Raw genomic sequence first — 26,802 nt, 5'->3', positions numbered from 1 at the left:
TCGAGTTGCTGTTTATCAGGTTTGTGACAAAACCCGGCCGAAGTCGCTGAAGTAACCGGAGTCACCATCGCAAGCATGCCGTCCTCACCCCATCGGGAGAGGTCTTATCTGGTGGACACGGTGAGTCCACCGCATGATCGGAAGGAGATGAAAAGGCGCGTGATCGTCGCGCTGTCCACGGCCGGGCTGGTCTCAGCCGCAGCCGTGGTCTACGTACTGGCCGGCCCCTCCCCGGCGGCCTCGCCTGGATCGGAGCCCGGCGCCGGCCAGGTCCGCACACTCGCGCTGGAGACGATGTCCAGCGCGGAGCAGACCGGAGGAGCCCAGCATCCGGTCATGGGTCTGCCGGCCAAGAGCACAAAGCCGTTCAGCATGCTCGGAGTCTCCTGGGATGACATACGCACGCGGCTCGACGGGACGGTGCAGGTCCGTACGCGCGGTGCGGCCGCTGGAACATGGTCGCCATGGCAGCCGGTCGAGGCCCCCAACCACGCGGGTTCCGATGTGGGCTTGCGTTCTGACCATCCGCTGCGCGGCGCCACCGAACCGCTGTGGGTGGGGCCGTCGAGCACCCCGCCCGCTCGGCGGGGTGCTCGGCACATCGACAACGATCAGCGCTAGAGCTGATCTGGACGGAAACGACTCATGAAATTGCCATGGCCCGTGCTGGCGACGGTGATCGTCTGCTCTGGCTGCCTCGACTCCACTCCGGCCACGCAGCCGACCCCCGGCCCACCGCCCGCCAGTGCGGCTCCTTCGGCCCCGCAGGCGGCACCTGCCGCGTTGACGAAGGCTCAGGCGGCCAGGCGCTATCTGCGGATCGTGGAACCGTACAACGCGGCCTTGGAACGCTTCGAAACCGCCGCCCACGCCAATCGGCCGTGGACAGACCTGCGGCTTTCGGCCGCACGCATCGTCAAGGCGAACACCACGCAAATACAGGCGCTGCGCGGCACGCACTGGCCGACGGAGACACGCGTGCACGTCAGGGCGTTGATCGCAGTCTCCCTGCAGGCCGGCCGGTACTGGAACGCCACCGCGAAGGCGACCAGCCCGGCGCAGTTCCAGACAGCCGCGCTGAAAGCGGCGAAACTATCCGGCAAACGAGAAGCGACGGCACTGCGCAAGGCTCTCGGCCTGCCGCCCTATCGCGAGCCTTGAGGCGGTCAGGGAGCGCAGGGTGGATCTGTTCGAAGAGGCGACCGTAGTACTCAGCGGTCCGTGCCGGTCGCGTTGTAGCCGTAGCGCTCGACGATCGACCCGGATGCCACGGGCTGCCCGTTCGGCAGAACGGGCTCGGGCAGTTCGGGCACCACCTCGCGCAACCAGGTGAGGAGGTCCGCGGGCAGGCATCGGCCACTCCGAAAACCATTGGACACGTCCTAGGCGCTCCACGAGCATTTGCACTGTGACAGATGAGGTCGAGTCCCAGCCCCCTGCCCCCACCAGCCTGAGGTCAGTGCGATTTGTTGAGTTGTCGAGCAGGGCCATGACCGCCTTGCTGGAGGACGATCTCGTTGGAGCCAGTGCCGAAGCAGGGGTTGCTCTCACTGAGTACTTCATCACCGACAAGGCAAAATGGGTCTGGCGGTATCGGATCAATCAGCTGAGCTCGGACCCGAGTAGCGCGGGGTGGCTTACACAGGCCGTGGTAGCCGAGCCGGAAGGAGCTGTCGTGGGGTATGCCGGGTTCCACGGGCCGCCGGACGAGGCGGGCATGGTGGAGATCGGTTACTCCGTGGCCCCCGACTACCGTCGTCTGGGGTACGCCAGAACGATGCTGACCGAGTTGGTGCATCGGGCCGTTGCCGAAGCCTCAGTAAGGACCGTGCGGGTGACGATCGGTCCCGAGAACGCCGCGTCCCTGGCCACGATTTCCGGGTTCGGCTTCGTGGAGGTCGGAGAGCAGTGGGACGAGGAGGACGGCCTCGAACTCATCTTTGAAGTCTCTGCCTGATCAAGCTGCTGCCAGAAGGGTGCTCAGGTCGGGGACGGGTCGTCGACAAGCCGGGCGAACTCGAGCATCGCGAGTGCCCGTGCTGTTTCGCTCGCGGTGAATGGCATACCCGGCCGGTGCAGCCGGATCGGTCCACCCGCGGGGGACACCAGCGACAATGTCTCCCGGCCGTCGTGATGGCGGTCCTCAGCGGACACCAGGTCAGCGTCGAGCATCGTGGCAAGGGCGGCCGACAGCCTGTGGGGCTCGGCCTTGACCGAGGATGCCAGCAGGAGCGTACGGGTGATCGGATCAACGAGTTCGTGCATGGTGGCGCGGACCACGGTGACCGCGCGGCCACCGGCCAACGTGAGCGCTCTTTCGAGGGTCTCTTTCATAACCGGCGTCGGCATCTGAACATAGAGTTCGTCAACCGTGCCGTCTGCATCAGGCTGGCTGTTCAGCGACATGATGTTGCCGCCGGTGGCCGCGATGGCGGCGGCCAGCGCGGCCAGTTGCCCGGGCGTCTCGCGAACCTGAGCGCGTACTCTCCACAGCCGGGCCGACCGGAACGTGGTCTTGTTCCCCTCCGGCGGTCCAGGGGCGTGCGGCCGACGGTGCTCCCGCTGGTGCGCCCACCACATGTGCACGACCACGATGATGCACAGAACGCCACCAAGGCCGACCAACACCACCGATCCGGACTCGCGGTGGCCCAGTTCAGCCGAGAAGACATGGGCGAGGCCCGCCGTCATGAACAGCGCGCCTAATTCAATGGCCTCCCTCCGCCACGACCCCCAGGGCACGGGACGGACGTGGGGGCCTTTGCGGCCGGATGCACCGCCGCGTCGGATCTTGAATCGCATGGCCACCAGGATGCGGATGCCTCATTGCGGCAGAAGGCATCGAGCGTGACGTCGAGGTAAGTTTTCCGCACGCCCGTGCACGCGGCCGAAACAGACACTCATCCCAGTCGCCACAGCGCTGACCCGGATAGCCCCAGCACGTCGATCCTGGGCGGTGAGCGCGTGCGCGCTGCGCTCCGCCTCGAGCCGGTCGAGCATCGCGCTGAAGGTGCTGGGCGTACGGTGGAGACGGCCCCGGCTCTGGTGCCCCGAACGGCACCGGTCAGCGAGTGGCGACCACGATCATCCGATTGCTCTCCGGCCCCAGCTGCTCGCCGATTTCGTCATAGCCGTCGACCTTGGTGAAGCCCGCGTCGAGCAGCCAGTCTCGTAGTTCAGTGAAAGTGAACATGCGCACGAAGAACTGCACGTCGCGCGTGTGGCCATTGCGGATCATGGTCCGTTCGGTCACGAGCCGGCCTGTCAGCGGTTCCCACCGGTGTCGGTCGACGATGCGGTCGCCGTCCCGCTCGACCACGCTGGCGTGCTGGAACCGACGCATCATCCAGTCACGGTTGATCATCTCGATCATGAACCGTCCGCCCGGTTTGAATGCGCGGACCACCTCGGAGAGGACCCGCCGATTGTCGGCGTCGTCGAAGTAGCCGAACGAGGTGAACCAGCTGACGACCCGATCGAACCGTTCTGTCCACGGCAGCTCCCGCATGTCGCCCTCGACGTAGGTCACCGTGACCCCTCGGGTGGTGGCGTCACGCCGGGCCCGGTCCAGGAACGACGATGTCGTGTCCAGCCCGGTCACCCGGCAGCCACGCTCGGCCAGTTGATTGGCGATCCGGCCATATCCGCAGCCCAGATCGAGGACCTCCATGCAGGGGTCCAACTCCAGAAGACGCCAGATGAAGTCGGCTTCGTGATTACTGTTGGAATCGAGCAGTTTGGCGAAGAAATAGACCCAGTCTTCGCCGAACACACCATCGGTATCGAACGCGGGCACAGTCATGGTTTCCTCCTGCTGCGTCAATCGATTCAGGATGACGAACATCGACGTGCCGACCCCATCGAATCTCTCGGTTGATGGCCGCCGCCGGTCGTTACGCCGAACTCTTCACCCTCCGGGCATCCGGCTACCTCGAGCCGACCCCAGGAGTGAACCGCTCGCACCGTCAGATGCGTCTCGCCGTTCACGAACGCCACAACTGGATGAATTGGGTGGCCAGGGCCGGGAGATCCAGTGCGACGAGGTTGGGCTGCGGCAGGGAGTGGACGGGCAATGGAGCGTTGCCGGGCCGGGTGATGAGGCCGGCGGTGTAGCCGGCGCTCTGCGCGCCCACCGTGTCCCAGACGTGTGCCGCGACCATGAAGCACGTGGACGGCGGCACGTCCAGGCCCTGGGCGACCAGGTGGTAGGCCTGCGGGGCGGGTTTGTAGGCGCGGACGGTCTCGGCAGTGAACTGCCGCTCGAAGAAGTGGGCGAGGCCGGCATGCTCCAGCGGGCTTGGCCCGTGCGGGTTGGACGGCGAGTTCGTCAGCGTCACCATGCGAAAGCCCGCGTCCTTGAGCCGGCTCAGGCCCGGCTCCACGTCCGGATGCGCGGGCATGGTCAGCATCGCCTGCCGGATCTCCTCGATGTCGGCGTCGGTGACCTCCACGCCGTGGATGTCACCGACCATCTTGAGCAGCCCCTGACCGAGGGTGAAGTAGCTCTCCCAGAGGCCGGACAGGGTGATCGTCATGGAGTACATGAACAGATGGCCGAGCCATTCGCGCATGACCCGCCCGTCGCCGAAGATCTTCTCGAAGAGCGGGTCCATCGACTCGAAGTCGATCAGCGTTTCGTTCACATCGAAAACCAGCACCGAAGGCTCTCCGCCGATCCACTCGCCGTCGGCGGGCTCCCCTGTGGCGGGTGTGGTCAGGTTGTGGTTCATCGTCGTCATCCCCCCGTGACGTTCCATAACGAGGACGCCGTGCATTGACGTGAGAACGCGAGACCAGAGCTGGTCATATATAAGACATTGTAGTGGCGCGTTCTGTTATGGTCTGTCCGCCAAGTTCCTGGGCGTGGGGAAAAGGGGATAGTCATCAAGAACATCGCAACTCTGCTGGCCGCAGTCTCCCTGGGGGTCGTGTCGCTGGGAGCGGCAGCCTGCGACGATGACGGCATTGCCGCCGAACCCTCGGCTCCACCGGCCACGTCGCCGACCGCGAACGGGGGGTCCACCAGCGCGGCGCCGACCTCACCGTCTTCGGGCACCCCGTCCCCCAGCGCGAGCCCGTCGTCGAAGCCGACCTCGGATCCCAAGGTGAGCGGTTCTCAAGTGATCATGATTGATCCCGATGGCAAGAAGTACACCCGCACGGAAATGATCCAGTTGGCGGTGGGGATGGCTGCGGTCTACGGGGAAAAGGGCCTTCCTGCCAACTTCTGTTCCATTTCCTACAAGGAGGGTGTCGACGGGGGCGGCAAGTTCCCTGCGGGCCGGGCCGCCTTCATCGAGGCATGTCAGCTGGGCGTGAAGCTGGCGAGCTGAATCACCTCGCCTCACCTCTCGGCGCCGCGCGGCGAGCAACTGGTCTTTCCAGCCTCTGAGGCTCGTCTTGCCGGTCAGCCGGTCGGTGGTGTGGTCCAGGCGCTCACCGCCAGCCGGCCGGTGGTGCCGAGATCGATGCCGCCCTCGGGCGTCACCGTTTGCGCCGGTCGCCCGTCGGCGGGGGCGATCTCCAGGTACCGGCCGGTCGCGGCCGACACCTCGACGTCCGTCACCGAGTTGCGCCACACCACCACCGCCGCGAGATGTCCACCCGGTGCGGCCGTCACCCGCTTCGGCGGGCCGTCGAACCGCTCGATACGAGAGATCTTCGCCGTCCCGTCGAGGACCGTGACGTCGAGTGGGCGGCGATCGGCGTCGAGTACGCGAACGGCCGGATAGCCCTGCAGTGTGTAGGGTGCGGTCCCGCAGTTGAGCAGGTCGATCCTCATCGCCCGCAGGCCCATGGCGGCGTCGACCGGTGCCGGCGTGATGGCCACGCCGGACGCCGGACAGCCGGGCGTGGAGCTCGTGGTGGGCGATCGCACGGGATCCAGGGCCTTCGGTTTCGCCTCGGAGAAGCAGGCGCTCAGTGCGGCGATCGTGACCAGCAGGAGACCCACGTGGGTGCCGAGGGTGCGACGGGATGCGGCGGGAGGCGTACTCACCCGGCAATCCTCCCTGATCAGCACCATGCCTCACGACGTGGGCAGGCCCTCGTGCTGCGGACTCTTCCGCGGAGTACAGGATGTCCGGTGGAGAGGTACGGTCTCGGTGCGCGTATGAGCCACCCGACATCGCGATGACGAGCATCTACCCTGGCCGCATGGCAGACGCGGTGGTTGCGACGGCAGGTATGACGATCAGCGTCCGAACCCGACGCGATGTCGTGATCGTGGATCCGGACAGGTTTCTGACGGCCGCGCGCCAAGCGCTGCGCGACCTCAACCCGGAACTCACCGAGGCCCAAGCCGCCGATGCCCTCACTGACGTCACCGACGCCGTCCACGCACTGCTGGACCGCGACGGACAGCTCGCCATGGACCACGTCGGCGCTGCGATGACGGATCCTGAGGTCGGTTCTGGCGCACCTCCGCCAGGAGTGCGCATCTCCGACAGATCCGATGGCCTGTCGCCCGCCGGTCGGCTGCAACAGATAGTGCTCGACGAACCACAACCGTTGCAGGACTATGGCTGCTTCCTACCCGACGATCCATTCGCGCTGCCACCAGCATCAGACTCCGCGCCCTGAGCCCGCGGAAACTCGAAGATGGAGACACCACCGGGATGGTTGAGCGCCTCTCGGCTCGGAAACCTCAGGCACCGGCGCGGTTCCGAGCTCTCAACGTGCCGGTCTGGCTGGTTGACTGAGTCCAGGGGCTGCGCCCCTCATCTCTCCCTTATCCCGGCAGGCCGACGGCGATGACGGCATCCACCCCGGCGAGAACGTACAGAGCGTCCCGGCCGGCGAGCACGGCGGTCGGAGAACGGTGGTGGTCCCGCAGATCGAGCCGCTGCACGACCCGGCCGCTGACCGGATCGTGCGACGTGACCTCCCACTTGCCGGGGACGTGCAGCGTTCCGCCGGCCAGGACGGGCTCGCCCGCGGAGGGATCGGTCCTGAGCTCCCAGCGCACGTCACCGTCTTCGGCCCGCAGGGCGCGGACGCTGTCGGCACCGCGGACGAAGACCAGCCCGTGACCGACGACCGGAGTGAAACGGCGGCGGAAGACCCCCACGGGGGCGGGCGGCACACCTGTGTCGACGGCCCACCGCCGGCGCCCGTCACGGGTGTCGAAGGCGCGCAGCACCCCGTCTCCGGTGCCCAAGAACAGCCTGTTCCCGGCGGCCACGGGAAGGGCCGCGCTCGGATAGGGCAGCCCCAACACGGCGTCGACGTTCAACTGTGGACGAACCCGCCAGCGGGCCGAGCCGGTGCGGGCGTCCAAGGCGTGAACATGACGGCCTTCGACGGAGACGTAGACGGTGTCATCGGCGACGGACAGCGTCGCGTCGGTGTAGCGGGGTGCGAACGGCGGCGCACTGACCACGTCTTCGTCGGCGAGGCCGGACACCCAGCGCACGGCACCGGTGGCGGCGTCAAGTGCGTGCACACGTTCCCACCGTCCCCGCGCCGAAGCACTGATGACGTAGAGGACGCCCCTTGCGACGACGAGAGTGCCCACGGGCCTGCCGTCGATCCGGCGCTCCCAGACCACCCGGCCTGTGCGAGGCTCATGCGCGTACACGCTGCCGGCGCCATCGGAAACCGCGAAGGGACCGACGTCGTACACGAGGTTCTCGCCGTAGGCCGCCGCAGGCACCAGTCCCGGGAACGCGCGTCGCTGCGACCACCGCACCGTGCCGGAATCAGGGTCGATCGCGTGCAGTTCACGGTTGCTGCGCACCCAGACGCCTCCGGGACCGGCGACCACCTCGCCCCGCTCTCGCTCGAACGGAGTGAGAGGACGACGCCATCGGTAGCGTCCCGTCGTGGTGTCCAGGCAGCACAGGTCCAGGCGCGCGCCGCCCGAGCGTGTGACGACGGTTCGGTCGAGGAGGAACAGCCGGCCGGGAAGTGCGGGCCCGAATTCGTAGCCGGTCACCACCGTGGCGCGGGCGGCCCACAGCACGGACGCCGCCGGAGGCGCCGCGCCCCCGAGTGCGCGAACCACCCCCATGCCCGCGAGAGCCGCCGCGCCCACCCCGGAGATCCGCAGGAGCACGCGACGACGGGGACGTGGGCCTTGGGTCGAGGGTGGTATCGACGTGGCCTGGTCGGCGATCTCGTGGGCCATCGGCCCGGGCAGCCAGCCCGTGCCCGTGGCTCCCGGGGACAGCATGGTGACCAGTTGTTCCGTGCTGGGCCGTCGTGCGGAACCCTCGGCCAGGCAGGCGGCGACCACCTCGCGGAGGCCCGCGTCGTCGGCGTCGTCCAGGACGGGACGGCCCCGCACGACTCGGTCGAGTGGCTTGGGCGGCGGCGCCGTCCCGAAAGGCGGCGACCCGGTACGGCAGAACACCAGGACCCCGCCGAGCGCGAAGACGTCGGCGGCGGGGGTGACCGATCCGCCGGTGAGCTGCTCGGGTGCCATGTACGCGGGTGTGCCGACGGGCCGTCCGGCGGTCCCGTCGCCGGTGCTGAAGTCCGGGCCTCCCGCGATGCCGAAATCCACCACGCGCGGTCCGTCGGCGGTCAGCAGGATGTTCGCGGGCTTCAGATCTCGATGGACGACGCCCGCCCGGTGGATCGCGCCCAAAGCCTCGGCGAGCGCGGCCCCGAGCCTGCGCGTGGCCTCGACGCTCAGCGGGCCGTGCCGCGTGACGGCCTGCTCGAGCGACAGCCCCGGAAGATAGGCGGTGGCCAGCCAGGGCCGGGGAACGTCACCGCTGTCCAGCAACGGCGCGGTGTACGGACCGCTCACCCGGCGCACCGCTGCGGCCTCCCGAGCGAAACGGGCGCGGAAGGCCGCATCCTCGGCGAGGTCGGCGTGGATGAGTTTCAGCGCCACCAGCCCACCGTCGCCGGCCCGGGCGAGGAACACCTCCCCCATCCCACCGGCCCCGAGGCGGCCGACGCACTCGTATCCACCGATCTTCTCCGGATCGCCGGGACGCAGTGCCTCCATCCTCAGCCCTCCAGGCGGAAGGCGAGGACCTGGACGCCGGAAAGGGCATGGACACGCGCACCGTCGGTGACCAGTTCGGTGCTTCCGCCCGCTCCGAGGGCCCTGAGGTCCACGCGGCGACGGACGGCCCCGTCGATCGGGTCGTACCCGGTGATGGCGTCCCCGTCCGACACGTACAGCATGTCCCCGGACACGAGCGGGCCGCTATGGGAGCCGTCGGCGCGCCGCTGCCACCGGGGCCGACTTTCGTCGGCGCCCAGGGCGTACATGGTGCTGCCGCCGCGGCTCCTACCGGTGTATTGGGCCTTGAAGTACACCAGGCCGTTCCCGCCGGGCGGCCCCGCGACCACGTGCACCCGCGAAGGCCTTGCTCCAGTGGTGAAGGCCCAGCGCCGCCGGCCGTCACGCACGTCGAAGGCGTGCAGCACGCCGTACTCGTCGCACACGTAGACGGTTGTACCAGCGACCACGGGGACGCCTGCGTCGAGCACCCTCTCTCCGACGGAAAGGCCGGCGCCACCACGGGAACGCGGTCTCGGCCGAACCTGCCATCGAATCGTTCCAGTGGACGCGTCCACGGCATGCAGGACGCCGGCTTCCCGGGAGAAGACATAGAAGGTGCCCGCGGCATGGGCAACGCCGGACAGCCCCGTGTCCCGCACGCCGAGGCGTCGCGACCAGCGTTGTTCACCGGTAGCCGCGTCCACGGCGTAGGCGAACGCCTCCGCGGTCCGGGACGGGCCCAGCATGACGGCGGTACCGAGCAGCGACCCCGCCGCGTAGATCGGGGCGTCCGCCGTCACCACGCGCGGCCGGACGGCAGTCGTCCAGCGCAATCGTCCGCTGCCCACCTCATAGGCGTGCAGCGCATGCCTGGACGTGGTGGTCGTCGCGTTCTCCTCACCGCCGCTGTCGTGCACGAGGCCCCCGCCGACCGTCACCATCAGGGACGGCGAACCGCTGGTGTTCCGCTCCCGGCGCCACAGCAGCCGTCCCGTGTGCAGGTCGAACGCGTGCAGGGCCGCGGACGTCCGTGCCAGTACGACAGAGCCGGAGACGACCACCTTCCGCAGCGTCACGGGGGAACGCCCGAGCGAGACCGACCACAACCGGCGTCCTGTCGCGGTGTCCAGACACGACAGGACGGTCCACCGTTCTGGTCCTCGCGCGACGAACGGCCGCTCGACCAGCACCAGGCACTCGGCCGTGACCGGCCCGAAGAACTCATCCGCGGCCAGCTTCACCTCGGCCGTCCACAGCAGCGGCCCGTCCGCGGCGGGAATGCTCGGGTACGCGTCCCGTCCCTCGCCCAGGGGCCAGACGGTCGCACCCCCTGCGATCGCGGCTCCGGCCAGCCCTGCGATGGCACGGCGCCGGCTCAGCCGCCCGGGCTCACCGGCGCTCATATCTGGAAGGCGTAGAGCCGGGTGAGGTCTGCGCACACCAAGACCCGGTCGCGCCATATCTGGGCGTGGACCTCGGTCTGGCGTCCCACTGGATGGCTCCAGCGCACCCTCCCATTCGCCGTCGCGATCGCGTAGAGACGATCGTTGTCCGAACCGGCGAAGACCGTGCCCGGGGCGGCCGCCGGGGCGGCGCGCAGTGGCCCGTTGGTGTCGAAGCGCCAGCGCGGTCGTCCGGTCGCGGCGTCAAGGGCGTGCAGACGGCCGGAGCCGTCACCGGCGAACACCAGGCCGTCGGCGACCGTCACACCGCTCGATATCCGGGCACCGACGGCACGGCTCCAGCGCACGTCGCCGTCGGCCGCGTCGAGAGCGTGCACGCGATCGGCGCCTGCGGTGTACAACAGGCCGTCGTGAATCGCGGGTGCGGCGGTCGCCTCGCCGAACCGCCACCGAACTGCCCGGGCTTTGGGATCGACCGCGAACACCCCGCCAGGCGCGGCGTAGACGAGACCGCCCGCGATCACCGGATCAAGGCCGCCCTGGACGCGGATCGGGTCGATGCCACCGTCCTTGCCGGGTTTGACCAGCCGCAACCTCCACTGGCGGCGGCCGGTCCGGCCGTCATAGGCCGACAGGTCGCCGAGAGTGTCGAACAGGAAGACCTGCTCGGCACCCGCGGCCGGGGCGCCGGTGATGCTGATCCCCGGCTGCTCCCGCCAGCCGGATTCGGGGGATCCGTCGGTGGCGCGTAGGGCCCACAGCCGTCCGTCGCTGATCAGCACCGTCTCCGCCCTCAACACCGTGACGCTCGAACGAGGCGAAATGGAGACGCCTCGGTTGGCCGTCCACAACAACTCGCCCCGCGCGCAGTTCAGCGCGTGCACTCCCATGGTCGAACTGAGATAGACCATGTCCCCGACGACGGTGGGCCTGGTGAACCAGTGCTGGTTCTCACTGTCGGGACTGCTGTAGGTCCACAACGGCGACCGGTCCTTGGACGGCTGCCGGGCCCCTGTTGAGAACGCGCCGTACGCCGATGGTCCTAGCGTCGCCAGAACGGCGCCGGTGGCGCCGAGCGCGAGAACGGTCCGCCGGGTACGCGTCCTGCCCGGCGCATGCGGCGGCCTTTGGGGACCACCGGCGTCGGTGACGCTCGCGGCCACCTCGTCGGGCAGCCACCGGGTGCCCACCGGATCGGGCGCCTCGGTGAATCGTCCGGCCAGTTCCTCGGCCGTGGGACGCCGCCGGGGGTCACGCGCGAGACAACTCATGATGATCTCGATGAGCTGCGCATCGTCCACGGCGGCACGCAGCGCATCCAGCCGAGGCTCCTCGGACTGCGTGCGATAGAGCAGCACCGGCGCCGAGCCGTCACCGAACGGCCCTTCGCCCGTGGCGGCGTAGACCAGCACGGCACCGAACGCGAAGACGTCGCCTTCCCGTCCCGAGCGACGATCGCGAATCCGCTCGGGCGGGATGTAGCCCGGGGTGCCGAGCAGCGCCCCGGGCACGGTGATCGTGTCGGCCCAGTCGGGACGGGCGATGCCGAAGTCCACCACCCGCGGACCGTCCGGCGTGAGCACCAGGTTCGACGGCTTGAGATCCCGGTGCAGGACACCGGCCCGATGGATCACCGTCAGTGCCCTGGCCAACGCCGCCCCGAGCGCGCGCACCGACGGCGCGGGCAGCGGGCCGTGCAGCTCCGCCACCTGCCGCAGCGTGAGACCGGGCAGGTAGGCGGTGGCCAGCCAGGGCTCGGCCGCACTCATGTCGTGGTCCACCACCGGCGCGACGTACGCCGGGTCGATGCCGCCCACGGCGGCGATCTCCCGGGCGAACCGCTCGCGGCGGTCCTGGCGATGGGCGAAGCGCGCGTGGACGACCTTCACCGCGACGGGGTCTCCAGACGGGCCCTGGCCCAGGAACACACGGCCCATCGCCCCCGCCCCCAGCCGCGCGACCAGCCGGTAGTCGCCGATCCGCGCCGGATCGTCCGCGCGCAACGGCTCCATTCCGCTCCCCTCGAAGACCCGGTGTGCCCGGTGGGCAGAATAGACGGCAGAAGATCCCGTGTAGCGTCTCTACGGGATAAACGCTCCCCCATCGGACGAGTTCCTCGAGGTGACGGCGTGTCGGGCGTTCTGGTGTATTTGCCATCGGACTCGCGCCGCGACTCGGTACGCAGGGAACTGGCACCGGGCGAGACCCTCAGGTTCGGACGCGGCGCATCAGGTCGCCTGGTCGACCTGCACCTGGACAATCCCACGATTCCGCGCCTGGCCGGAGAGATCCTCGCCGTCGACGACCACTGGCGGTTGAGCAACTTCAGCAACGACCGCACCTTCGTGGTGGAGAATCCGGAGGGCGCGGGAGAGTACCTGCGGATCCCACCGCGACGCGCCTCCTGCCCGGTGCCCTTCGAGTTCTCCCGCGTCGTGCTCACCACCCAGGGCCCGACCGCCTCCTTCCAGGTGTACGCGCCCCAGCACCTGTACCTGGAATCGTCCGACCTCGAACTGCCCGAAGCGGATGGCTCCTCGACCGTCTCGGCCTTTTCCCTGGACCAGGACGCGATCTATTTCCTCGTCCTGGTGACCCTCTGCGAACCGCGCCTACGAGACGAGTCCTCGACCGCGATTCCGACCTCGCGTCAGGTCGTGGAACGCCTCAGCGCATTGCCCGACCGCAACCCCACCCTGCGCGCGGTGAACTTCCACATCGATTACCTGGCCGAACAGAAACTGCGCGTCAAGCAGCCCTTCGAAGAAGAACGCCTGGACGGCAAACGCGCCGCCGTGGTCGATACCGCCCTGCGCTTCGGCCTGGTCCGCGAGGAACACCTGTCCCTGCTACCCGGCCGCCGCCCACCCCGCCCGAGCGACGCCTAACGTTCAGGCCGACCGATTCAGGCACCGCTCGTCAGGCACGCCAGTCAACCGGCAGCGGGTGTCGCGGATCGGGGTCCGGAACCGGCAGCGGCTTCGTCATGACTGCTCCTTAGGTAGTCCTGATATGCGTGACCGTCCGCAGTGCCTCCTGCGCCGAAGGCGACAGATACCGCGCGTCCCTCACCAGATCGCTCACACAGCCTCAACGACCCAGAACCCAAACAGTTTCGGATCAATAGCGTGGTGGCGGGCGGTCGCCTGTGGGCTGTGCGGTGCTCTGACCAGGGACGATGTGGTGGAACGCCGTGTCAGTGGTCGTGTCAGGGGTGTGACAGGGGGGTGACAGGCCCGGTGGAGATGGTGGGGGCATGAGAAATTCGGCAATTGCAGTTTCAGGGCTGCGCAAGGCGTATGGCGACAAAGTCGTGCTCGACGGCATCGATTTCGATGTTGCCGCGGGATCGGTTTTTTCCCTACTCGGTCCGAATGGGGCGGGTAAGACGACGGCGGTGAACGTGCTGAGCACGTTGATGAAGGCCGACGGCGGGACGGTACGCGTTGCCGGCCATGATGTCGCGACCGAGGCCAAGGCGGTGCGTGCGGCGATCGGGGTCACCGGTCAGTTCGCGGCGGTGGACGAGCTGCTGACTGGGCAGGAGAACCTGCAGCTGATGGTGGATCTGAACCGCCGGGTGAACTCCCGCGACGGCAAGCGGGTCGTCACCGAGCTGCTGGAACGGTTCGATCTGGTCGAGTCGGCGCAGAAGCCCGTGTCGACCTACTCCGGAGGTATGCGCCGGAAGCTCGACCTGGCGATGACGCTCATCGGCAACCCACGGATCATCTTCCTGGACGAGCCGACGACGGGACTGGACCCGCGCAGCCGTCGCACGATGTGGTCGATCATCCGCGAGCTGGTGGCCGACGGCGTGACCATCTTCCTCACCACCCAGTACCTCGAGGAAGCCGATCAGCTCGCCGACCGGATCGCGGTACTCGATCAGGGTCACCTGGTCGCCCATGGCACTCCCGACGAGCTCAAACGCCAGATCCCCGGGACGCACGTCCGGCTCCGGTTCACCACCGTCTCCCAACTCGACGCGGCCGCGCGTCTCTTCACCGACTCCACGCGGGACGACGAGGCACTGGCCCTGCGGGTTCCCAGCGATGGCGGGACGAAATCGCTCCGGGCTCTGCTGGACAGGCTCGATGAGTACTCGCTCAGTGCCGAGGAGTTCTCCGTGCACACACCCGACCTCGATGACGTTTTCCTCGCCCTGACGGGCCGCACCACGGAGGCCGCAAAATGAACACCAACTCCCATTCGATGGTGATGTTGCGTCGCAACTTCAAGCACATCGCCCGGAATCCGACCTCGGTGTTCAACGCGGTCCTGATGCCGGTCGTGATGCTGTTCATGTTCGTGTACATGATGGGAGACGCTTTCAACGTCGGTGTCGACTACATCGACTACGTGACCCCGGGACTCATGCTGTTGGCCGTCTGTTACGGGCTGGGGTCCGCCGCGACGTCGGTGAACTCCGACATGACGAAGGGCATCATCAACCGGTTCAAGGTCATGGACGTCTCCCGTGGCGCGGTGTTGACCGGTCACGTCGTCGCCAGTCTGCTGACCAATCTGATCGCCATCGGGGCGCTCATCGGGGTGGCCTTCCTGCTGGGATTCAGCCCGTCGGCGAGTTTCGTCGATTGGCTCGGCGTGGTCGGCATCGTCGCGCTGCTCGGTTTCGCGGCCGGCTGGCTCACCGTCGCCTTGGGATTGGCGGCGAAGTCTCCGGAAACGGCGGGTCTGGCCGCCGTGCCGCTGGTCATGCTGCCGTTCTTCAGCAGCGCGATCGTACCGGCGGAGAAGATGGGGCCGGGCGTCCGGCAGTTCGCGGAGTACCAGCCCTTCACACCGATCATCGAAACCGTGCGCGGGTTGCTCAACGGCGCACCGTCCTCCAGCGACGCGATCACCGCCATCGCCTGGTGCGTCGGCATCGCTCTCGTCGGGTACCTGTGGGCGCGTTCCACGTTCAACAAGCGAGCGTGACCTTCCGGGCGATGGCCTTCCGATGACCGTGATCGGACTGACCCCGAAGCCGCGAGCGACGAGCTGATGCGGCGCCCACCAACTGATCGACTACGAGACGAGAGTTGTCATGCCTACATTCGCCACGCCAGGGCCCATCGCCGCCACCGTGGAAGTCGCCGGTGCTCAGGTGCGGGTCACCGCGAGCGACCGGACCGACACGGTGGTGCTGGTCGAACCCATCAACGAAGCGAGCCGGTCGGACATCAAGGTGGCCGACAGGACCGAGGTCGACTTCGCCGGCGGTCGGCTGTCGGTCAAAACGACCGTCTCCGGGGACAAGAACGGTTCGGTCGCCATCACGATCGACCTGCCCACCGGCTCCAGCCTGGTCGCGCACCTGGCGCACTCGGGTGTTCACGCTGACGGCTCATTCGGCGAGTGCGAGCTGCACTTGGCATCGGGTCGGGTCCAGCTGGATCGCATCAGCGCGCTGCGGGCGAGCATCGCGTCCGGTGAGGTGGAGATCGGCCACATCGCCGGGCACGCCAACATCGACGGTGGGGCGTTCGCGATGCGGATCAGCGAGGTCGAGGGCACTGTCGTGCTCACGAACTCGGACGGGCAGGCCTGGATCGGCCACGCCTCGGCCGACCTCGACCTCAGCAGCGGCGGCTGCGACTTCGACATCGACCGCGCCGATGGCGGCGTCACCGCCACGACCGCCGGCGGTGCCATTCGGATCGGACGGTTGAGGAACGGTCATGCGAAGCTGATGAACGGCTCAGGAAACATCGAGGTCGGCATCAGCGAGGGCACCGCTGCCTCCATCGACGTCAACAGCGAGCGAGGGTCGGTGCGCAACTGGGTTCCGTCGCAGGCGAGTCCTGGCCCGTCCGACCTCAAGGTTCGGTCCACGCCCGCACGCGGCACGGCGACATCATCATTCAACCCGCGGCAAGGCTGACCCGTCAGGAGGCGAGCGTGACCTCGACCAGCTGAGACGAGCTCGTCTGCGTACCCTCCCGCGTCACCTCGGCGAACCGTGCTTCGCCGAGGTGACGTCGCGCGTCCCGCTCGATCCTGGCCGCATCCGGGTGGGAACGATCCGGCAGTCCGAGCACGCCGGCGCTTGCCGCGAGCAGCCGCGTGGCCTGCTCGTACTCGTCGCGGCGGAGTGCCAGGTCCGCGACCCCGACGAGTACCTGCGCGATCAAGGGTGCGTTACCCGCCTCGGACGCCGCCTGGAAGGCCGCGATGCGGTGCGTACGGGCCTCACCGAGGTCGTCGGCAAGATAGCCGAGCAGGTCGTGGGTCCCCCCGCGGATACTCGCCTGCTCCGCTTCGTCGCCCAGCAGTGTCGTCGCGACGCCGAGCTGCTGGAAGGCCTCCTCGATGCGGCCGCCCCAGCGAGCGAGCTCCGCCTTCGAGAGGGCCAGCGCAGCCAGCGCATCCGGCCAGGTGACCCGTTCCGCGCACCGCTCGGCCTCGGCCATGGCGGCCGCGCTGGCGTCCTCATCGCCTAGCAGCCGGTACAGCTGCGCCTGTCGCGACCGCATCCGGATGACATCGTCGATGGCACCGATTTCGGTGACGGCCGCGATCGCCTCTTCGAAATGCTCGCATGCACGGGCGAACTCGCCGCGCATGGCGATCCGGTTCGCCAGCTCGGTGAGGGCCAACGAGATCCCGTACCGTTCGCCGAGGGCTCTGAACTCGGCGAGCGCCAGCTCGAGATGAGCGTCCGCCTCCCTTCCACCGTCGCCGAGCAAGATCCGCATCTTGCCGAGGTGGAAGCGGGCCAGTGCGCGTACCCAGGGGTCATCATCGTCCAGCAAGGGTTCGAACGCGGCCAAGAGCGCGTCCGGCGCCTGCAACATGCGCTCCATCGCGGCGATGAGCCCCAGCAGCGGGTAGCGGCCGTGGCCCCCCTGGCTGAACCGGTATGCCTGGTGGATCCACTCCTCGGCATTGTGCTCGTCGCTCAGCCCGGAAGTCTCGAACAGCACGACCAGCGCGTACGCCATGGCCCGAACGTCGTCGGCCACCTCGCCGGGCGTCTTCGCGGCCGCGATGATCAGCTCGATGCCTTCGGCCTTGCGCCCGCCGAGCCACCAGTACCAGCCGGCGCCCGCCGCGAGCCGCATCGCCGCGTGCGCCTCGCCGGCCGCGAGCGCACCACGCATAGCGGAACCGATGTTGTCGTGCTCGACATCGAGCGTGGCGAGCCATTCCAATTGGTCGACGCGGCGAAGGTGCGTATCCGCGGTCTCGGTGAGTTCGGTGAAGTAGGCGAGATGCGCGTGGCGCGCCGGGTCCGATTCCCCCGCCTCCGCGAGCCGGTGGGCGGCGTACTCCTTGATCGTGCCGAGCATCCGGTAGCGCGGTGCGCCGTCACCCTCGGCGACCAGCAGCGACTTCTCGGCCAGCGCGGTGAGGAACTCGAACACCTGCTCCTGCTCCACCGCATCGCCGACGCAGACCCGCTCGGCCGCTTCCAGGCTCGCCCCGCCCGAGAACACCGAGAGCCTGCGCAGGACCATCCGTTCGGCGACGGTCAGCAGCTCCCAGCTCCAGTCGACCATCGCGCGCAGCGTTCGGTGCCGCGGCAACGCGGTACGGCTACCACCGGTCAGCAGGCGGAACCGGTCGTCGAGCCGGCTGGCGAGCTGATCGATGGACATGGTGCGCAACCTGGCCGCGGCCAGTTCGATCGCCAGCGGCATCCCGTCCAGCGCCCGGCAGACGCGCACCATCGTCGACAACGTGTGGGCGTCGACCACGAAATCTTTGCGCACCGCGCTCGCCCGATCCCGTAGCAACCGGACGGCTGGAGAGGACTCGATCTCGCCGGGGGCGGCGTCCCCCTCCGGCAAGGCCAGCGGCGCGACCGGCCACAGCGCCTCACCGGTGATGCCGAGCGGTTCCCTGCTCGTCGCCAGGATCCGCAACCGCCGGCACTCCCCGAGCACTCGATGGGCGAGCGCCGCCGCCGACTCGATCACGTGCTCACAGTTGTCCAGGATCAGCAGCGCCTCCCGCTCGCGGATCGCGGCGATGAGCCGTTCGGCCGACTCCACGTTCGGTGCCTCACCGAGCAGGGCGTCCCGGAGGCCGAGCCCGTCGAGCGTCGCCTGCGCCACGTCACCGTCGGCGCCGATGGCCGCGAGCTCCACCAGCCAGGCCCCGTCCGGCAGGTCGCCGAGCAGCGTGCGCGCGGTTTCCACGGCCAGCCTGGTCTTCCCCGAACCGCCCGGCCCGATCAGGGTGGTGAGCCGATGTTCGGCGATGAGTTCGCGGACCGCGGCGACATCGGCTTCCTTGCCGACGAAGCTGGTCAGCTCGGCACGCAAGTTGGTCTTCCGGTTCTCCTCCCGCCGTCCCAACTCGCCCCGCAGCAGCGCGACGTGCAACGCGGACAGCTCCGGTGAGGGGTCGACGCCCAGCGCGTCGGCCAGGGCTTCTCTCGTGCGCTGGTACACGAGCAGCGCCTCGGTGTCGCGACCGGTCGCGACGAGGGCACGCATCAGCGCGGCGACGAGCCGTTCCCGCACCGGGTGCGCGGCCACCAGGTCGGTCAGCTCCGTGACCATCTCCGCACCGCGCCCGAGGGCGACCTCCGCGTCGACCCGCTCCTCCGTGGCGGTCAGGCGCAACCCCGCGAGCCGGACGACCGCGGCGTCGAACGCGGCGCTGTCCTGCAGACCGACGTCCTGCATGGCCGCACCGCGCCACAGCTCGAGGGCCTCGCGCAGCAGCCGCACCCGCCGAGAACCGTCCTCGGTGCGGGCCTGGCCCGCGATGAGGAGGCGTTCGAACCGCACGGCATCGACGGCGTCGGGCTCCACCGTCAACCGGTAGCCGTCCGTCTGCCCCTCGACCACCCCGCCCGGCAGTGCCTTCCGCAGCCGGGAGACCAAGCGCTGCAGGGCGTTCGTCGCATCGGCGGGCGGGTGCTCCCCCCAAATCCAGTCGATGAGCGACGCCTTCGGCACCACATGACCCGGCTTGAGCGCGAGGGCGATCAGCAGTCCGCGCAGCCGCGCGCCCGGGACGTCGGCCAAACTGCCGTCGTCTGTGCGGACCTCGAATGGCCCCAGCATCCCGATCTGCACCCGATGATTCTGCCATGGGGCGTTTGGGGCCTGTGGCCCGCAGGCCCGGCAGGCCGCGCCGCCGGCCCCGACGCCGTGCTCGGTGACAAGGGCTACGTCTGCCCGGGGTGAGCTCATCGACGCGGGCCAGGGAGATCGAAGGCGTCCGCGCGGCAGGAGCGCCTCACGAGGCTCAAGGGTGACGACATCGTCGACGGTGCAGCGGAATCCGTCGGGACCGCTCGACGCGATATGCGCCGTCACCGTCGTTCCGACGAGCGGGGATTCGAGACCGGGGTCGCTCAGGATCGTTCGCACCGGTCATGGTCCTTTCGTTTGTCAGGTGGGCTTGGCTCGGCCGGTCACACTCCGCATCTCGGACCGCGCCTGCCCCTGACCTCTAGGGTCCGCGCGTTCCCGGATTCCGCAACCCGGCGTTCGTCGACCTGCGGAGCCACTTTCCACGCGCACGGCAGTGCACCAGCAATGCCGATTCGGCATAAGTATCACTAACGAGCAATTCCTTGCCAACGCGCCTACGGGCCGGACGGTAACACCGCAGACCACCGGTTCCCGCGTACGCCGCAGCCCCACTCTGAGGCCGCCGAGGTGATGGGCCCCTGGAACTCTCCAGGGGCGGTCGACGACGCCCGCGTGTCATCTTCTCCGTATCAGGGTGCCGATGGGGGAAATCAGCACACAAAAGAGATGTTGTTCCATTTGGTGTGGCTGATAAGGCCCTGCCCTTTTCTGGCCTTTGCCGGTAATGCCGTCGCATCACCTGCCATCGCCGAATGAAACGACCTCCAATGGCGAGGAGACGGATGAACATCGTGCAGCTGGCCGATGGCGGGCGTCCCGCCGCCGCCGAGGATTTCCGCACCCGCAACAACGAGCACTTCGCGCGCCGCAAAGAGCTCCAGGAGCAGCTCACCGTTCTGCGCGCCCGAGCCGATTCCGGTGAACTGGACATGCTCTCGGAACTGGCGTTGCGCCGGGCCGAGCGTGAGTTCGAGGATGTCACCCACGAAATCCTGAACGTGAACTTCGGTCTGGTCCGCAGATACGTCGCCATGTTCACGTCCAGGTCCAAAGAGCACGTCGAGGATTTCGAGAGTGCCGGCAAGGTCGGACTGTTGTGGGCGATCTCCTCCTACGACCCGGAGCGTGGCCCGTTCGCCGGCTGGGCGTTCAAGCCGATCCAGCGCGAGGTGCTGCGCGCGGTGCGGGACGCCGACCACCCCAATCTCAATCCCGGGGACTTCGAGAAGCGCCCCGCCATCCTGGCCGCCGAGCGAGCGTTCCTGGAGGAGGTCGGGCCTACCGCCCCGGTGGACCACGCCGCCGTCGCCCGGCGCGCCGGGGTGACCGAGGCCCAGGTGCGCCGCGTCCTGGACGCGCCCCGGCTCGACAGCCTGCACGCGCCCGCCCCGGGAGAGGGAAAGTACGAGGTGCCATGGGACGAACGGCTGGACGACCCCTCCCCGGGCGTCGAGGAGCAGGTGTTGCTGCGGTTTGATCTGCGCGCCATCAGCGGCCTGTCGAATCTCGACCCCCGCGAACGATATGTGCTGAAGCGCCGGTTCGGGCTGGACGGCGAGCCGGAGCAGTCGCTGCGCGTCATCGGCGAGCGGCTCGGGCTGTCGCGCGAGGGGGTGCGGCAGATCCAGCAGAAGGCGCTGGCCAAGCTCGCCGAGCCCATCGTGGACCTGTCGGACGGTCCCGGAAGACTCGAAGGACGGGCAGGATGAACGACGAGCGGGAACCGGCGAGCCCGCCGGGCGTGGAGCCAGGCTGCCCTGTGGCGTGTCCAGCACCTGCACTGATTGCTCACCGGGGGCGACGGCGACGTCTCCCAGCACCCACCCGGTGCGCCGGGCGGCGTCCGGGAAGGCGATGGCCTGGTCCAGGTCACGCCGCAGCCGTGCAACGTCGGAGCCGTCGAGCAGCGGGCGAGTGGCCATCAGGGCGGGCAGCCAAGGGTGACGCCGCATGACCTGCCGGCTCCGCGTCAGTTGCCGGAGCTTCGTGATCAGTGAAGGGCTGGGCCTGCATGCGCAGGACATCGTCTTCCCCGGCGACAAGGCCCAGGCATGGCTGACCGACCACGCCCTCGCCGAACACGGCATGGCCCCAGACGGCAGCGACTTCGCCGCGATCCACCGCGCCCAGAACGTCCTGTTCGGCGTCTGGGCCAACACCGCGTGCATGGCCGCCGAAGGCCGCCCGGACACGGAACTGGCCGCCTACCTGTCCCGCTGGGCGCTGCTCTCCGACACCGAGACCGGCGCGGCACTGGGCTCATTGCGAGCGACGGGCATGGCCCTGTACGTCCTCGGATACTTCCACGGCTGGCGGCTCCTGGACTCCTGGCTCGCCGCTCCCGACCGCGATTCGCGAGTCCGCCGTCTGCTCACCGAGCAACTTCTCCCGGCCGACCTGCGACCGGCAGACTGACCCGGCCCGGGTTGAGGCGGCGTCGCCTTCCTCTGCCGGCTACGTGTCTCGGGTCTCATTCTCGTGATCTCGTCTGGGTCGGTCATGGCCGGGGCGCTCCGGCGGAAGGGTCCGGTTCCGGCCGGCCGGGGCCGGCGAGCAGTTCGGTGACGAGGGCGGCCACCAGCGCGGCACGGCCGGGCAGTGCGTCGACCAGGACGTGCTCGTCGTCCGCGTGCGCTCCCCCGCCCACCGCGCCGAGCCCGTCGAGCGTGGGGGTGCCGATCCCGGCGGTGAAGTTGCCGTCCGAGCCGCCGCCCACCGCCGCGCGCGTCAGCGGCGGCAGGCCGAGCCGCCCGGCCAGCGCCGCGGCTGCGGAGAAGAGCGCCGACGACGCCTCGAGGGTGAGCGGTGGGCGGTTGGGCCCGCCGCTGATCTCCAGGCGCGCGCCGTCGAGCACGGGAGACAGGGAGCGGATCGCGGCGTCCACCCGGGCCTGCTCCGCGGCGTCGCGGACCCGTACGTCGACGGCGAGCTCGCCGGCGGCGGGAACGGTGTTCCTCGTGGTCCCGGCCGACATCGTGGTCGGGGTGACCGTCGTCCCGCGTTCATCACGGCCGAGTGCGCCGATCGCCAGCACCTGGTGGGCCAGCTCCACGGAGGCGTTCACTCCGCGTTGCGGCTCGAGGCCCGCGTGCGCCGCCCGCCCGTGCACATGGACGCCGTACGACGAGACGCCCTTGCGCTCGGTCTTGAGCGCGCCGCCGTCCGCGGACGCCTCCAGCACGAGTGCCCCGGCGCAACCCGCCGCCGCGTCCTCGACGAGGGTCCGCGAGCTCGGCGATCCGATCTCCTCATCACCGGTGACCAGAAGCGTCACGCCCGAAGGATCGGCGAGGCTCGCCACCGCGTGCATCGCCAGCGCCAGGCCAGCCTTCATGTCGAAGCTGCCGGGGCCGCGCAGCACCCCGCCGCTCACCGCGTACGGACGGGTTTCGAGCGAGCCCAGCGGCCAGACCGTGTCGTGGTGGCCGAGCAGGAGCACCCGCGCGGGCCCGTCGCCCAGCCGCCACCGCAGGTGGGTCCTGCCGTCGATGACGATGCGCTCCGGAGGTACGCCGAGCCGCCGCGTGCCGACGCGGGCCACGGTGTCGGCACTGCGCGCGACCGCTGCCAGGTCGGCGGACGGCGACTCGCACGTGACCAGTTCCTCGATGTCGGTGAGCATCCCCGGCAGCGCGGCGCGCATGCGGGTGACGGGATCCGGGGAGTCCATGTCAGGCCACCTTCGTCGACGGCTGGCCGCGCCGGACGCCTGACGCGCGCACTCAGCCGGCCGACTGGTCGGCGAGCCGGTCGCCGAGGCCGCTGCGACGGTACAGCACGTGGCGTCCGTCGCGGGTGCGGGTGACCAGACCGGTCGCGTGGAGCACCTGCAGGTGCTGTGACACGGCGCTGGGCGTCACCGCGAGGCGGCGGGCGATCTCGACCGTCGGCAGCGGCTCGTCGAGGAGACCGAGCAGTCTCGCTCTGGGCGCTCCGACCAGCGACGCGAGAGCGGTCGCGTCGGCGGTCGGCACCGGAGCCCACAGCGTCGCCACCGCACGGCTCGGGTACGACAGCAGCGGCGGTTCCTCCGGGCTGAGCGGAGGGGCCGGCTTGTAGGCGAACACCGACGGCACCAGCAGCAGCCCTCGACCGGACGCCGCGACGCGGTGCCTGCCGATCATCTTGTCGATGTGCAGCACTCCGTCCTGCCATCGCAGATTCGGATGCATGTCGGCGAACAGCAGGCGCGCGCCGCCGACGGCCAGTTGCCTCGCGCGGTAGGTCATGTCGGCTTCCAGCACGAGTCGCATCTGCGGCCATGTCGGTTTTATTGCGACGTCCCAGTAGTCCCGCAAGAGCTCGCAGAGGGCATCGCGGAGCCTGCGGACCGGCGCGTCGCCAGGAGCCTGGACCTCTTGCAGAGCGTCCGGAATCGGGCCGGGCGCGTGCGTGGCCAGCAGGTCACGGCGTACGAGATCCGGGGACGTCCGGCGTACGAAGGCCAATTCCTCTTCGAAGGTCGGAGCGAAGGCCATGGGCCGCGGCGTCAGGAAGTCCGGAAGGGCGTGGCTGTCCCCGACCATGGACATCAGCAGACCGGTGTCGAGCCCGTCGAGCCTGCCGAGAACGGACCTGCGCCACGGAAGCTGCAACGCGTACCGGCTGGGATCGCGCAGCACCCGCAGGCTGCACACCGTCTCGTGCAGGGGTGAGATCGCGAACCGGGTGTCCGCGAGATCCTCGACGCCGAGCACAAAGCTGATCATTAAGCCATACGCTACATCGTTTGGCAGCGGGACGTCGATGCCGTGGACTTCGGCGCATGACGAGTACAGCCCATGGGCAGCGCACGGCGATCGTTACGGGTGCGGCACGCGGCATCGGCGCCGCGGTGGCCGAGCGTCTGGCGCGCGACGGCCTCGCGGTCGGGGTGATCGACCTCAGCGAGGCCGACTGCGCCGGCACCGTCGAGGCCATCACGAGCGACAGTGGGTCGGCGATGGCGGTCGCCGCCGACGTCGCCGACGAGGCCGCGGTGACCGCCGCGGTCGCGCGGGTCGCCGCCGAGTTGGGGCCGCCCACGGTGCTGGTCAACAACGCCGGAATCGGTCCCCGTGCCGACATCGTGGAGATGACCACCGAGCAGTGGGACTCCGTCATCGGGGTCAACCTGCGCGGCCCGTTCTTCGCCACCAGGGCCGTCGGCCGGCACATGATCGAGGCCGGGTGGGGGCGCATCGTCAACATGTCGAGCATCTCCGCGGTCGGCGACGCCGGTCGCGTCGACTACTCCAGCGCGAAGGCCGGCCTGATCGGCTTCACCAAGACGCTCGCCCTCGAGCTCGGGCGGCACGGCGTCACCGCCAACGCCATCGCGCCGGGCTTCGTCGTGAGCGACATGACCAGGGCCAGTGCCCGGAGGCTCGGCCGCGACTTCGAAGAGCACCAGCGGCTCGCGGCGCAGTCCATCCCGGTCGGCCGGGTCGGCCGGCCCGAGGACATCGCGCACACCGCGTCGTATCTCGTGAGCCCCGAGGCGGGGTTCGTCTCCGGCCAGGTCATCTACGTCGCCGGCGGGCCGGTGGACTGACGTGGCCGACGAAAGAACATCCGGGTCCCACATGAGCCGCCGACTGACCCTGCTCCTGGCCCTCACCTGCGGGGTGGCCGTGGGCAACGTCTACTTTCCGCAGGCTATCAGCCCGTCGGTCGCCTCCGGCCTGCACATCACACCCGACTCGGCCGCCCTGGTGGTGACCGCGGTGCAGCTGGGCTACACGGCCGGGATCTTCCTGCTCGTCCCGCTCGGCGACCGGCTCCCGTACCGTCCATTGATCGTCACCCTGCTCGGCATCACCGGGCTGGGACTGCTCGCCGCGAGCGCCGCGCCCGCGCTTCCGCCCCTCGTCGGCGCGAGCATCCTCATCGGGGTCACCACCGTGGTCGCACCGATCATCGCCCCGATGGCGGCCGGCCTGGTGGCCGACGACCGTCGCGGTACGGTCACCGGGACGCTGCTGAGCGGGTCCATCGGCGGCATGCTGCTGTCCCGCGCCTTCGGCGGGACCATCAGCGAGTGGTGGGGATGGCGGGCTCCCTACCTGATCGCCGCAGCACTCTCTCTGCTCATCGCGGCGTTCCTGGCCCGCGCGCTGCCGACGACGTCCCCGCCGTCGGGACAGCGGTACCCCGCGCTGCTGGCCGAGTCGCTACGCCTACTGCGCACCGAGCCGGAGCTGCGCCGTTCCTGCTTCTACCAGGCCGCGATCTTCGCCGGTTTCTCGGCGGTCTGGACCGGCGTCGCGCTGCTGCTGACCGGCCCGGCGTACAACCTGGGCGCGCAGGCGGTCGGGGTGCTGGCCCTGGTCAACGCCGGGACCATGCTGTGCACACCGGTCGCGGGACGCCAGGTGGACCGGCGCGGGCCCGACACGGTAAACCTCGTCTGCATGCTGGGGGTCATCGCGTCGGCCGGCGTCCTGGCGTTCGGCGGCCTCGGCGGTGCGCTGGGCCTGGTGGCGCTGGTCATCGGCACGTTGCTACTCGATGTCGCGATGCAGTCCGGGCAGGTCGCCAACCAGGTGCGGATCTACGCCCTGCGCCCAGAGGTCCGCAGCAGGCTCAACACCGCCTACATGACCTGTGCCTACCTCGGCGGCAGCATGGGTTCCTGGATCGGAGCCCGCGCCTATGCCCACGTCGGGTGGCCTGGCGTGTGCGCGGTCGTGGCCTTGCTCGCCGCGGTGGCCCTGGGCCGCCACCTGTCGTCATCCGCGTCACCTGTGCGTGCCGAGGTCCCCGGACGGCTTTGAAGCGCTGGTCCGCCGAACGCCCATCTCATCCCGCGGCCGGTCCCGGCCGCATGGCCCGGGGTACGGTCCGATTCCGCCAGGCCGTCAGGACCGAATCGGCGAGCGTGGCCGATACTCCCGCCGTCGTGTCCACCTCCAAGTCGTACGGGCCGAAGGTGTGCATGAGGTTCTCTTCGACATGGCTGCGGCCCTCGCCCATCCGGCGGTCACCGCGGGCGCGCTCGCGCCGATCCAGTTCGTCGAGGTCGCAGTGCACGCCGACGAGGAAGACGTCCAGGTGCGCCAGCAGCCTGGCCAGCTCATCGCGCCATGCCGGAAACTCGATCACATGCTCGACGATCAGATCGTTGCCGGCCTCGGCGAGCGCGGGCAGGCAGCGGTGGAATCCGGCGAAAAAGCGGGGACGCATCTGGCTCCACCAGTTGAACGGCCCGGATTCCTCCCGCCGATCCGGCAGCATGCCGGTGGCCACGAACTGATCGGAGGACACGTGCAAGAACGGCTCCCCGAGCGTGCGTTGCAGCGCTTTGGCCAGCGTCGACTTGCCTGAGCTGGACGCGCCGTTGAGCAGGATCACGCGACCGGGACCACGGTGAAATGGACGGGGTTCCACGCTCCAAGGA

25 protein-coding genes are annotated in these 26,802 nt (G+C 69.2%); 13 read left to right on the top strand and 12 right to left on the bottom strand.

Annotation, left to right across the window (positions count from 1 at the left end):
- The first annotated feature begins 147 nt into the window (after positions 1 to 147).
- A complete protein-coding gene (locus tag HKK74_RS18635; protein WP_187244513.1) occupies positions 148 to 621 on the top strand; it encodes a hypothetical protein in 474 nt (157 codons plus the stop codon).
- A 42-nt stretch (positions 622 to 663) separates the two neighbouring features.
- The gene (locus HKK74_RS18630; protein ID WP_187244512.1) at positions 664 to 1,161 is read left to right on the top strand and encodes a hypothetical protein; all 498 of its coding nucleotides are present in this window, start codon (positions 664 to 666) and stop codon (positions 1,159 to 1,161) included.
- Positions 1,162 to 1,211: 50 nt separating this feature from the next.
- Here HKK74_RS18630 and HKK74_RS18625 read toward each other — a convergent pair whose 3' ends face one another.
- A complete protein-coding gene (locus HKK74_RS18625; RefSeq protein WP_187244511.1) occupies positions 1,212 to 1,379 on the bottom strand; it encodes a hypothetical protein in 168 nt (55 codons plus the stop codon).
- Between the two features lie 110 nt (positions 1,380 to 1,489).
- Between HKK74_RS18625 and HKK74_RS18620 the strand changes: the two genes are divergently transcribed.
- Positions 1,490 to 1,957: a GNAT family N-acetyltransferase gene (locus HKK74_RS18620; RefSeq protein ID WP_187244510.1), complete on the top strand. Its 468-nt coding sequence runs from the start codon at positions 1,490 to 1,492 to the stop codon at positions 1,955 to 1,957.
- Between the two features lie 23 nt (positions 1,958 to 1,980).
- Here HKK74_RS18620 and HKK74_RS18615 read toward each other — a convergent pair whose 3' ends face one another.
- From HKK74_RS18615 to HKK74_RS18605, 3 genes are all read right to left on the bottom strand, one after another.
- Complete coding sequence (locus tag HKK74_RS18615) at positions 1,981 to 2,802, bottom strand: hypothetical protein (protein ID WP_187244509.1); 822 nt, start codon at positions 2,800 to 2,802, stop codon at positions 1,981 to 1,983.
- Positions 2,803 to 3,064: 262 nt separating this feature from the next.
- A complete protein-coding gene (locus tag HKK74_RS18610) occupies positions 3,065 to 3,844 on the bottom strand; it encodes a class I SAM-dependent methyltransferase (RefSeq protein ID WP_222722441.1) in 780 nt (259 codons plus the stop codon).
- Between the two features lie 139 nt (positions 3,845 to 3,983).
- A complete protein-coding gene (locus tag HKK74_RS18605; protein ID WP_187244508.1) occupies positions 3,984 to 4,730 on the bottom strand; it encodes a haloacid dehalogenase type II in 747 nt (248 codons plus the stop codon).
- Between the two features lie 198 nt (positions 4,731 to 4,928).
- On the opposite strand from HKK74_RS18605, the gene HKK74_RS18600 reads away from it, so the two are divergent.
- On the top strand, positions 4,929 to 5,333 hold the full coding sequence (locus HKK74_RS18600) for a hypothetical protein (RefSeq protein WP_187244507.1): 405 nt from the start codon (positions 4,929 to 4,931) through the stop codon (positions 5,331 to 5,333).
- Positions 5,334 to 5,407: 74 nt separating this feature from the next.
- Here HKK74_RS18600 and HKK74_RS40900 read toward each other — a convergent pair whose 3' ends face one another.
- A complete protein-coding gene (locus HKK74_RS40900) occupies positions 5,408 to 5,998 on the bottom strand; it encodes a DUF4232 domain-containing protein (protein WP_222722440.1) in 591 nt (196 codons plus the stop codon).
- 158 nt (positions 5,999 to 6,156) lie between these two features.
- Here HKK74_RS40900 and HKK74_RS18590 point away from each other — a divergent pair, with 158 nt between their 5' ends.
- Positions 6,157 to 6,582 carry a hypothetical protein gene (locus HKK74_RS18590; RefSeq protein ID WP_187244505.1) on the top strand — a complete coding sequence of 142 codons (426 nt, stop codon included), beginning with the start codon at positions 6,157 to 6,159 and terminating at the stop codon, positions 6,580 to 6,582.
- 148 nt (positions 6,583 to 6,730) lie between these two features.
- Here HKK74_RS18590 and HKK74_RS18585 read toward each other — a convergent pair whose 3' ends face one another.
- The 3 genes from HKK74_RS18585 to HKK74_RS18575 are packed head-to-tail and all read right to left on the bottom strand — an operon-like array spanning position 6,731 to position 12,377.
- Positions 6,731 to 8,959, bottom strand: a complete 2,229-nt coding sequence (locus tag HKK74_RS18585; RefSeq protein ID WP_187244504.1) for a serine/threonine-protein kinase — start codon at positions 8,957 to 8,959, stop codon at positions 6,731 to 6,733.
- Between the two features lie 2 nt (positions 8,960 to 8,961).
- On the bottom strand, positions 8,962 to 10,365 hold the full coding sequence (locus tag HKK74_RS18580) for an outer membrane protein assembly factor BamB family protein (protein ID WP_187244503.1): 1,404 nt from the start codon (positions 10,363 to 10,365) through the stop codon (positions 8,962 to 8,964).
- Positions 10,362 to 12,377 (bottom strand): outer membrane protein assembly factor BamB family protein, encoded by a 2,016-nt coding sequence (locus HKK74_RS18575; protein ID WP_187244502.1) that lies wholly within the window; start codon positions 12,375 to 12,377, stop codon positions 10,362 to 10,364. The genes HKK74_RS18580 and HKK74_RS18575 overlap by 4 nt, the downstream gene beginning before the upstream one ends.
- A 117-nt stretch (positions 12,378 to 12,494) precedes the next feature.
- Here HKK74_RS18575 and HKK74_RS18570 point away from each other — a divergent pair, with 117 nt between their 5' ends.
- The 4 genes from HKK74_RS18570 (at position 12,495) to HKK74_RS18555 (ending at position 16,255) form a co-directional block, all read left to right on the top strand.
- Positions 12,495 to 13,253, top strand: a complete 759-nt coding sequence (locus HKK74_RS18570) for a serine/threonine protein kinase (RefSeq protein ID WP_187244501.1) — start codon at positions 12,495 to 12,497, stop codon at positions 13,251 to 13,253.
- Positions 13,254 to 13,621: 368 nt separating this feature from the next.
- Entirely contained in the window at positions 13,622 to 14,563 is a 942-nt protein-coding gene (locus HKK74_RS18565; protein WP_187244500.1) for an efflux ABC transporter ATPase subunit, DrrA-related, read from the top strand.
- Positions 14,560 to 15,309, top strand: coding sequence for an ABC transporter permease (locus tag HKK74_RS18560; RefSeq protein WP_187244499.1), 750 nt, complete (start codon positions 14,560 to 14,562; stop codon positions 15,307 to 15,309). Before HKK74_RS18565 ends, HKK74_RS18560 begins: the two co-directional genes overlap by 4 nt.
- 109 nt (positions 15,310 to 15,418) lie before the next feature.
- Positions 15,419 to 16,255 carry a DUF4097 family beta strand repeat-containing protein gene (locus HKK74_RS18555; RefSeq protein WP_222722439.1) on the top strand — a complete coding sequence of 279 codons (837 nt, stop codon included), beginning with the start codon at positions 15,419 to 15,421 and terminating at the stop codon, positions 16,253 to 16,255.
- Positions 16,256 to 16,259: 4 nt separating this feature from the next.
- Here HKK74_RS18555 and HKK74_RS18550 read toward each other — a convergent pair whose 3' ends face one another.
- Positions 16,260 to 19,403, bottom strand: coding sequence for an AfsR/SARP family transcriptional regulator (locus HKK74_RS18550; protein WP_187244498.1), 3,144 nt, complete (start codon positions 19,401 to 19,403; stop codon positions 16,260 to 16,262).
- Between the two features lie 803 nt (positions 19,404 to 20,206).
- On the opposite strand from HKK74_RS18550, the gene HKK74_RS18545 reads away from it, so the two are divergent.
- A complete protein-coding gene (locus tag HKK74_RS18545; RefSeq protein ID WP_187244497.1) occupies positions 20,207 to 21,133 on the top strand; it encodes a sigma-70 family RNA polymerase sigma factor in 927 nt (308 codons plus the stop codon).
- Between the two features lie 241 nt (positions 21,134 to 21,374).
- Positions 21,375 to 21,839: a hypothetical protein gene (locus HKK74_RS18540; protein ID WP_187244496.1), complete on the top strand. Its 465-nt coding sequence runs from the start codon at positions 21,375 to 21,377 to the stop codon at positions 21,837 to 21,839.
- Positions 21,840 to 21,921: 82 nt separating this feature from the next.
- Here HKK74_RS18540 and HKK74_RS18535 read toward each other — a convergent pair whose 3' ends face one another.
- Positions 21,922 to 23,094 (bottom strand): M20 family metallopeptidase, encoded by a 1,173-nt coding sequence (locus HKK74_RS18535; RefSeq protein WP_187244495.1) that lies wholly within the window; start codon positions 23,092 to 23,094, stop codon positions 21,922 to 21,924.
- A 52-nt stretch (positions 23,095 to 23,146) separates the two neighbouring features.
- Entirely contained in the window at positions 23,147 to 24,133 is a 987-nt protein-coding gene (locus HKK74_RS18530; protein ID WP_187244494.1) for an ArsR/SmtB family transcription factor, read from the bottom strand.
- A 56-nt stretch (positions 24,134 to 24,189) separates the two neighbouring features.
- Between HKK74_RS18530 and fabG the strand changes: the two genes are divergently transcribed.
- Together fabG and HKK74_RS18520 are read left to right on the top strand one after the other, a co-directional pair.
- The gene (gene fabG, locus HKK74_RS18525; protein ID WP_187244493.1) at positions 24,190 to 24,957 is read left to right on the top strand and encodes a 3-oxoacyl-ACP reductase FabG; all 768 of its coding nucleotides are present in this window, start codon (positions 24,190 to 24,192) and stop codon (positions 24,955 to 24,957) included.
- Between the two features lie 31 nt (positions 24,958 to 24,988).
- On the top strand, positions 24,989 to 26,179 hold the full coding sequence (locus HKK74_RS18520; protein ID WP_187244492.1) for an MFS transporter: 1,191 nt from the start codon (positions 24,989 to 24,991) through the stop codon (positions 26,177 to 26,179).
- 25 nt (positions 26,180 to 26,204) lie between these two features.
- Here the strand turns inward: HKK74_RS18520 and HKK74_RS18515 are convergent, their stop codons facing one another.
- Positions 26,205 to 26,792, bottom strand: coding sequence for a chloramphenicol phosphotransferase CPT family protein (locus HKK74_RS18515; RefSeq protein WP_187244491.1), 588 nt, complete (start codon positions 26,790 to 26,792; stop codon positions 26,205 to 26,207).
- Positions 26,793 to 26,802 lie beyond the last annotated feature (10 nt).

It is taken from the genome of Actinomadura alba (assembly GCF_014323705.1).
Classification (GTDB): Bacteria; Actinomycetota; Actinomycetes; order Streptosporangiales; family Streptosporangiaceae; genus Actinomadura_C; species Actinomadura_C alba.
This window is presented reverse-complemented; position numbering and strand designations above follow the sequence as displayed.